Source organism: Streptomyces sp. MK37H (genome assembly GCF_018035285.1).
Taxonomy (GTDB): Bacteria; Actinomycetota; Actinomycetes; order Streptomycetales; family Streptomycetaceae; genus Streptomyces; species Streptomyces endocoffeicus.
On the sequence record NZ_JAAAYH010000376.1, the window covers coordinates 1 to 8,808 of the forward strand.

Annotated in this window: 5 protein-coding genes; 4 read left to right on the forward strand and 1 reads right to left on the reverse strand. The window is 70.1% G+C overall.

Annotated features, from left to right (window positions below):
• Positions 1–88 precede the first annotated feature (88 nt).
• From GWI24_RS34895 to GWI24_RS34905, 3 genes are all read left to right on the forward strand, one after another.
• Complete coding sequence (locus GWI24_RS34895; protein ID WP_210950054.1) at positions 89–1,687, forward strand: ABC-F family ATP-binding cassette domain-containing protein; 1,599 nt, start codon at positions 89–91, stop codon at positions 1,685–1,687.
• Positions 1,688–2,111: 424 nt separating this feature from the next.
• Positions 2,112–2,333 carry a helix-turn-helix domain-containing protein gene (locus tag GWI24_RS34900; RefSeq protein ID WP_020872291.1) on the forward strand — a complete coding sequence of 74 codons (222 nt, stop codon included), beginning with the start codon at positions 2,112–2,114 and terminating at the stop codon, positions 2,331–2,333.
• A gap of 122 nt (positions 2,334–2,455) precedes the next feature.
• Positions 2,456–3,235: an enoyl-CoA hydratase/isomerase family protein gene (locus GWI24_RS34905; protein WP_210950055.1), complete on the forward strand. Its 780-nt coding sequence runs from the start codon at positions 2,456–2,458 to the stop codon at positions 3,233–3,235.
• A 131-nt stretch (positions 3,236–3,366) separates the two neighbouring features.
• Here the strand turns inward: GWI24_RS34905 and GWI24_RS34910 are convergent, their stop codons facing one another.
• Positions 3,367–5,268, reverse strand: a complete 1,902-nt coding sequence (locus tag GWI24_RS34910) for a SpoIIE family protein phosphatase (RefSeq protein WP_210950056.1) — start codon at positions 5,266–5,268, stop codon at positions 3,367–3,369.
• A 93-nt stretch (positions 5,269–5,361) separates the two neighbouring features.
• On the opposite strand from GWI24_RS34910, the gene GWI24_RS34915 reads away from it, so the two are divergent.
• A partial coding sequence (locus GWI24_RS34915; protein WP_210950057.1) for a HAMP domain-containing protein occupies positions 5,362–8,808 on the forward strand: 3,447 nt, incomplete at its 3' end.

Consider the following 8,808-nt stretch of genomic DNA (forward strand, 5'->3'; position numbering starts at 1 on the left):
CCGCATGGCAATTCTCCTCGTGCATTAGACGGCGTCGGCCGCCCTCGTCCGTCCCGTCCGCCGTCCACCCTGCCCAGGAGTAATTCCCGTGATCACCGCCTCCGGCGTCGAGCTGCGTGCCGGCGCCCGCGTCCTCATCGAGTCCGCCTCCTTCCGCATCGCCAGGGGCGACCGCATCGGTCTCGTCGGCCGCAACGGCGCGGGCAAGACCACGCTCACCAAGTGCCTGGCCGGTGAGGGCATCCCGGCCGGCGGCACCATCACCCGCTCCGGTCAGGTCGGCTACCTCCCGCAGGACCCGCGCACCGGCGATCTCGACGTCCTCGCCCGCGACCGCATCCTCTCGGCCCGCGAGCTCGACTCCGTGCTCCGTAAGATGCGCGAGAACGAGGACCGGATGGCCAACGGCAAGGGCGCCACCCGCGAGCGCGCGATGAAGAAGTACGAGCGCCTGGAGACCGAGTTCCTCACCAAGGGCGGATACGCCGCCGAGGCGGAGGCCGCGACCATCGCCGCCAGCCTCGGCCTGCCCGACCGGGTGCTCGGCCAGCCGCTCCATACGCTCTCCGGCGGTCAGCGGCGCCGGGTCGAGCTGGCCCGGATCCTCTTCTCGGACTCCGACATCCTGCTGCTGGACGAGCCCACCAACCACCTCGACGCCGACTCGATCACCTGGCTGCGGGACTACCTCAAGACCTACAGCGGCGGCTTCATCGTCATCTCCCACGATGTCGACCTCGTCGAGACGGTGGTCAACAAGGTCTTCTACCTCGACGCCAACCGCTCGGTGATCGACATCTACAACATGGGCTGGAAGCTCTACCAGGCCCAGCGCGAGGCCGACGAGAAGCGCCGCAAGCGCGAGCGCGCCAACGCGGAGAAGAAGGCCGCGGCGCTCAACGCCCAGGCCGACAAGATGCGCGCCAAGGCGACCAAGACCGTGGCCGCGCAGAACATGGCCCGCCGCGCCGAGAAGCTGCTGGCCGGGCTGGAGGAGGCCCGGCAGTCCGACAAGGTCGCCAAGCTGCGCTTCCCCGACCCGGCCCCGTGCGGCAAGACCCCGCTGACCGCGGAGGGGCTGTCGAAGTCGTACGGCTCCCTGGAGATCTTCACCGATGTCAACCTGGCCGTCGACAAGGGGTCCCGGGTCGTCATCCTGGGGCTGAACGGCGCCGGTAAGACGACCCTGCTGCGGCTGCTGGCCGGGGTCGAGAAGCCGGACACCGGCCAGGTGACCCCTGGACACGGGCTGAAGCTGGGCTACTACGCGCAGGAGCACGAGACGCTCGACCCGGACCGCACCGTCCTGGAGAACATGCGCTCCGCCGCTCCGGATCTCGACCTCGTCGACATCCGTAAGACGCTCGGGTCGTTCCTGTTCTCCGGCGACGACGTGGACAAGCCGGCCCGGGTGCTCTCCGGTGGTGAGAAGACCCGGCTGGCGCTGGCCACCCTGGTGGTCTCCTCGGCCAATGTGCTGCTGCTGGACGAGCCCACCAACAACCTCGACCCGGCCAGCCGTGAGGAGATCCTCGGCGCGCTGCGCACCTTCGCCGGTGCGGTGGTCCTGGTGACCCACGACGAGGGCGCCGTCGACGCGCTGCAGCCGGAGCGGATCATTCTGCTTCCGGACGGTGTCGAGGACCTGTGGGGCCAGGAGTACGCGGACCTCGTCGCGCTCGCCTGACGAGGCCCGACGGCGGGCGGGGTCAGGCCCGGCACAGGGGCGGGGGTGGCGTTCCGGACGCCGCCCCAGGAGTCCGGTTCCTCCGGTCCGATCCCCTTCCTGTAGATCATTCGGCCTAGGCGTGATCCATCATCTGAGTGAGAACGGCTGGTATCGCGGCGCGTCGCGGGCCACCGGCGCACACCACGTGCCGTGCGCCGGTCCGGATGTCTGCGACGTAGCTCACGTATGCCCTGACCTGCTTCTTCTTCGATGAATACGAAAGAGTGTCAGGTTGAACAACGCCGGAATCCTTGCTTCCGAAGGCCGTCGTGGCGCGATTTCCCGCAATCCTTCATCCACAGACCTTGCCGAATGGGTGGCCAGGAAGCCCTGTAGGGGTGATCATGAGAGTCCAGAGCGCACTTCCCATGAGGAGGCACGGGTGGCCGAGACTCTGAAGAAGGGCAGCCGGGTGACCGGCGCCGCGCGCGAAAAGCTCGCGGCAGACCTGAAGAAGAAGTACGACTCCGGGGCGAGCATCCGGGCGCTGGCCGAGGAGACCGGCCGTTCCTACGGATTCGTTCACCGGATGCTCAGCGAATCCGGAGTTTCCCTACGGGGACGCGGCGGTGCGACGCGAGGCAAGAAGACCGCCTCGGCCTGATCGCCCGCATGCTCCATCACCATCAGCAGGCAAGGACAGGGGTGCCACCCGGCTGATCGTCGGTTCGGCCGGGTGGTTACTGTGCAGTCACTTGTACTGACCGCACCCGACCGGAGGCCCCTGTGACCCTGCTCGACAAGGACGGCGTTCAGCTCACCGTCGATGACACGGTCGCCACGGTGACCCTGAACAACCCGGCGAAGCGCAACGCCCAGTCGCCCGCCTTGTGGCGGGCGCTGGCCGAGGCCGGAAAGCTGGTGCCGGGCACCGTGCGCGTCGTGGTGCTGCGCGCCGAGGGCAAGTCCTTCTCGGCGGGCCTGGACCGTCAGGCGTTCACGCCCGAGGGGTTCGACGGTGAGCCGTCGTTCCTCGACATGGCACGCGGTTCCGACAGCGAGCTGGACGCGACCATCGCCGGGTATCAGGACGCGTTCACCTGGTGGCGGCGGAACGACATCGTGTCGATCGCCGCCGTCCAGGGCCATGCCGTCGGGGCCGGTTTCCAGCTTGCGCTCGCCTGTGATCTGCGGGTCTGCGCGGACGACGCACAGTTCGCCATGCGCGAGACCAGCCTCGGGCTGGTGCCGGACCTCACCGGCACCCATCCGCTGGTCGGGCTCGTGGGATACGCCCGTGCGCTGGAGATCTGCGCGACCGGGCGCTTTGTCCACGCCGAGGAGGCCGAGCGGACCGGGCTCGCCAATCTCGTGGTGCCCGCCGCCGAACTCGACGGCGCGGTCCAGGACCTGGCGGCGGCCCTGCTCGCCGCGGACCGCGACGCCGTGGTCGAGACCAAGGCGCTGCTGCGGGGCGCCGTGGACCGCACGTACGAGGAGCAGCGTGCCGCCGAGCGCGCCGCCCAGGCCCGCCGGCTGCGCGACCTGGCGGGGCTGACGGACTAGCCACGCCATCAGGTCCGCGACGGCGCCGTCCGTCCGTTACGGCCGTCGCGGACCGATGGCGCCGGGCCGCGCCGGTGTGCCGGTCCGCCGTTACGCACCCACAGCACCCCCGGCGGGGCCGCCCGCGCCCGTCACGCCATCCGCTGCGGCTCCACCGCCGGCACCGCCTCCAGTACCAGCACCGCCAGATCATCGTCGATCGGCTCGGGGCTGAAGTCATGCGTGGCACGCCGCACCCGCTCCGCGACCGCCTTGGCACCCAGCCCCACACATTCCCGCAGGATGTCCGACAGGCCGTCGTCGTCATCCAGCTGACGGAGGCCGTTGCGCCGCTCGGTCACCCCGTCGGTGACGCACAGCAGCGTCTCGCCGGGCTCCAGTGCCAGCGTGTCGGCGTGGAAGTCCGGGTTCTCGTCGATGCCGAGCAGCATCTGCGGGGAGGCGGCGGGCGCCACCGCGCCCTGGGTGGTCAGCCGCAGCGGCAGCGGATGGCCGGCGCTCGCCAGGGTGCAGCGGGCGCCGCCCCCGGCCGGGTGCGGCTCCAGCTCCCCGTAGAGCAGGCTCAGGAAGCGCGGCCGGGACTGCTCGCCGTCAATCTCCGCAGCCTCCGCGTCCTCCTCCACCAGCGCCTGGTTCAGCCGGTTGAGCACCGACTCCACCCCATGGCCCTCGCGGGCCAGCAGCCGCACCAGATGGCGGGCCAGCCCGGTGACCGACATCGCCTCCGGGTCGCTGCCCTGGACGTCGCCCAGCAGGAAGCACCAGCGGCGGTCGCCCATGGGGAACAGGTCGTAGAAGTCGCCGCCGACGGTCTGCCCCTCGCCGTGCGGCTCGTAGACGATCGCCGTGTCCACCCCCGGGATATGGGCGATCGACATGGGCAGCTGGCGGCGCTGGAGCGCCCGGCTGATCGTCGCCTGACGGGTGTACTGCCGGGCCGTGGCCACCGCCTGGGCCACCCGCCGCGCCACGTCCTCCGAGAGCCGCACCACACCCTCCGCCATGCGTGGCACGCCCGCCCGGCCGAGCAGCAGGACGCCATGGCTGCGGCCGTGTGCGATCAGCGGGAAGCACACCGCCGATCCGCCCGCGCCCTGGCTGTCCGCGACCCCGGGCCAGGGCCAGGAGGTGCCCGCGGAGCCGAGCCCGGTCGGCGGCGGATGCCGCTCCAGCGAGATGCGGAGCGCGCCGATACGGTGCTCATCGCTGTGCCAGACGCGGGCGAGCTGGAGCCTGCCGCTCTCGGTGGTCAGCCAGACCGCGCACCAGTCGGCCAGCCGGGGCACCAGGAGCTGCCCGGCGAGGGCGGCCACCATGTTCTCGTCAAGCTGACCGGTGAGGAGTTCGCTGGCCTCGGCGAGGAAGGACGGTCCGCCCCGGTCCACCCAATCCGCGGTCGGATCGCGCTGCTCACGCGGCGGAATGGGGGCCAGGGTCTCGGCGAACCGCAACTCGCGCCCGAGCGCGCTGGTGGGGATGGCGTCGAGCTCGGTCCCCGCCCGCTCGGCGTCCAGCCGGAACCAGACCGCCTTACGGGTGCGGTGATAGGACACGCCCCAGGACTCGGCGAGCGCGCCGATCAGCTGGAGCCCGCGGCCGCGCCCCCGGCGCTGGGTCTCCGGCCCTCCGTAGACGGTGCTGGCGGGGTGGAGGTCCGCCACCTCGATGACGATCCCCGGCCGTCTCAGCACGTTCCTCGGCACATCGTCCGGACCGGCCGTCTCCTCGGGCCCGAAGCGGCCGCCCTCCGGCCCGAAGCCCTCCCCGGAGCTGCCGTCGCCGGGCTGGAGCCGGCAGACCACCTCGACCCGGGTGCCCGCGTGCAGCACGGCATTGGTGACCAGCTCGCTGACCAGCAGCATCGCGTCGTCGATCGACCGCTCGTCGAGGGTGATCGGGGCGAACGCCTCCGCCGCGCTCCGTCCCGTGAGCGCCGTACGGACGAAGGCGCGTGCCGCGCCGGGCGCGCGCACGCTCCCGGGCAGCGTCGTCCGCGAGACGGACTCACGCGCGAGAGGAAACAAGGCTCCCACGTGCGGCTCCAGAGCAATACAGGCGGTTTAGGCCATCTAGGTGCCATATTATGACAGACAGGGGGATATGAATGATCTTTAAGGGACGACGCGATGGCTCTCGACCCGATCACCACCGACACTTCCCCGGCCCCGCCCGTGGAATGTCCGGAATCCGCTCGGTCGCCCGGCCCGGCGCGCGGTGAGGAGACCGCGTCCGCGGCCGAGCTGCGGTCCCTGCTGGCGGCGATGAACGCCCTGTGTGACGGTGACTTCACCGTGCGTGCGGACACCTCGGCCGAGGGCCTGGTCGGTGAGATGGCCGGGGTCTTCAACCAGCTCGCGGTGCGCAACGCGCATCTGTCCGGGGAGCTGCACCGGGTGCGCCGCGAGGTGGTGCGCCAGGGCAGGCTGGACGAACGGATCACCGCGAGCCCCGGCCAGGGGGCCTGGGCCACCAATGTGGACGCGGCCAATCAGCTGGTGGACGCCCTGGTCGGCCCGGTGTCCAACGCCACGCGGGTGCTCGACGCGATCGCGTCCGGCGATCTGACCCAGCGGGTGGATCTGCACGACGGCAACCGCCAGCTCCGCGGCGATCTGCGGCGGCTGGGACGCGGGGTGAACCGCACGGTGGACCAGCTGTCGCTGTTCACCGGCGAGCTGACCCGTATCGCCCGCGAGGTGGGCACCGAGGGGCGGCTGGGCGGCCGCGCCAAGGTGCAGGGGCTCTCCGGCGACTGGCGCATGGTGACGGAGGCCGTCAACACCATGGCCTCCCGGCTCACCGCGCAGGTCCGTGACATCGCCGAGGTGACCACCGCGGTCGCCCGCGGTGACCTCACCCGCCAGGTGACGGTCGAGGCCACCGGTGAGCTGCTGGAGCTCAAGCTGACCGTGAACACCATGGTCGACCAGCTGGGCGCGTTCGCCGACGAGGTGACGCGGGTGGCCCGTGAGGTGGGCACCGAGGGAGAGCTGGGCGGCCGGGCCCAGGTCCGCGGCGTGTCCGGGGTGTGGAAGGACCTTACGGACAGCGTCAACTTCATGGCGTCCAATCTGACCTCCCAGGTCCGCAATATCGCCCAGGTGACCACGGCGGTCGCCACCGGTGATCTCTCGCAGAAGATCACCGTGGATGCGAAGGGCGAGATCCTCCAGCTCAAGTCGACGATCAACACCATGGTCGACCAGCTCTCCGCCTTCGCCGACGAGGTGACGCGGGTGGCCCGCGAGGTGGGCACCGAGGGTCAACTGGGCGGCCGGGCCCAGGTCCGCGGCGTCTCCGGGGTGTGGAAGGACCTTACGCAGAACGTCAACTTCATGGCGGACAACCTCACCTCCCAGGTGCGCAACATCGCGCAGGTCGCCACCGCCGTGGCGGAGGGCGATCTCAGCAAGACGATCACGGTGGAGGCCAAGGGCGAGATCCTGGAGGTGAAGTCGACGATCAACACCATGGTGGACCGGCTGTCGTCCTTCGCCGACGAGGTGACGCGGGTGGCCCGCGAGGTGGGCACCGAGGGCAACCTCGGCGGTCAGGCCCAGGTCCGCGGCGTCTCCGGGGTCTGGCGGGATCTCACCGAGAACGTCAACTTCATGGCCCTGAACCTGACCTCTCAGGTCCGCAATATCGCCCAGGTGACCACGGCGGTCGCCAACGGCGATCTGTCGAAGAAGATCACGGTTGATGCCCGGGGCGAGATCCTGGAGCTCAAGGACACCGTGAACACCATGGTCCAGCAACTGCGCTCGTTCGCCGACGAGGTCACCCGGGTGGCCCGCGAGGTCGGCACCGAGGGCCAGTTGGGCGGCCGGGCCGGAGTGCCGGGCGTGTCCGGGGTCTGGAAGGACCTTACGGACAACGTGAACTTCATGGCGTCCAACCTGACGTCCCAGGTCCGCAATATCGCCCAGGTCGCCACCGCCGTGGCGAAGGGCGATCTGAGCAAGAAGATCGACGTCGACGCGCGCGGCGAGATCCTCGAGCTGAAGACCACCATCAACACCATGGTCGACACGCTCTCCTCGTTCTCCGACGAGGTGACGCGAGTGGCCCGCGAGGTCGGCAGCGAGGGCCGGCTGGGCGGCCAGGCCCGGGTCGAGGGCGTCTACGGCACCTGGAAGCGGCTGACCACCGGCGTGAACGAGCTGGCCCTCAACCTGACCACCCAGGTGCGCGCGATCGCCGAGGTCGCGTCCGCCGTCGCCCAGGGCGATATGTCCGGGTCCATCTCGGTCGAGGCGCAGGGCGAGGTCGCCGAGCTGAAGAACAACGTCAATCTGATGGTCGCCAACCTCCGCGAGACCACTCGCGCGAAGGACTGGCTGGAGTCCAACCTGGCCCGTATCGCCTCTCTGATGCAGGGCCACCGCGATCTGGTCGAGGTCGCCGATCTGATCCTGAGCGAACTGACCCCGCTGGTCAACGCGCAGTTCGGGGCGTTCTTCCTCAGCGCGGCCGGCGCCAGGCCCGGTGAGGGGCTCGAGCTCATCGCCGGATACGGCACCGATCAGGACGCGATCGGGGGCGACTGCCAGACGCTGCGGACCGGCCCCCGGGGCCGCGGGCTGGTCGCCCAGGCGGCGGTGGAGAAGAAGCGGATCCTCATCAACGACGTCCCGCCCGACTACATCACCATCGACTCCGGACTGGGCTCCGCGCTCCCGGCCAGCGTGGTGATCCTGCCGATCCTCTACGAGGACCAGGTGCTCGGGGTGATCGAGCTGGCCTCGTTCAGCCGGTTCAGCGAGGTCCACCTGGCCTTCGTCGACCAGTTCGTCAACACCATCGGCGTCTCGATCAACACCATCATCGCCAACGCCCGCACCGAGTCGCTGCTCTCCGAGTCCCAGCGGCTCACCACCGAGCTGCGCCAGCGCTCGAACGAGCTCCAGCGCTCCAACGCGGAGCTGGAGGAGAAGGCCGCGCTGCTGGCGACCGCCTCCCAGTACAAGTCCGAGTTCCTGGCCAATATGTCGCATGAGCTGCGCACCCCGCTGAACTCGCTGCTCATCCTGGCCCGGCTGCTCGCGGACAACCCCGAGGACCGGCTGTCCCCCCAGGAGGTGCAGTTCGCCGCCACCATCCACCGCTCAGGCTCCGATCTGCTCCAGCTGATCAACGACATCCTGGATCTGTCGAAGATCGAGGCGGGCCGGATGGACGTCCGTCCGAAGAAGCTGCCGCTGGTCAAGATCCTCGACTATGTGAACGCCACCTTCCGGCCGCTCGCCGTCGACCGGGGCCTGTCGTTCGAGATCGCGGTCGGCGAGGACGTACCGCGCGAGATGTTCTCCGACGAGCAGCGGCTCCAGCAGATCCTGCGCAATCTGCTCTCCAACGCCCTGAAGTTCACCTCGTCGGGCGGGGTGACGCTGCGCGTCGAGCGCACCCCGGGAGCGCAGTTCGAGGAGGAGGCGCTGCGGGCCGCGGACGCCGTCATCGCGTTCTCCGTCACCGACACCGGTATCGGCATCCCGCCGGAGAAGCTGCCGGTGATCTTCGAGGCGTTCCAGCAGTCCGACGGCACCACCAGCCGGAAGTACGGCGGGACGGGC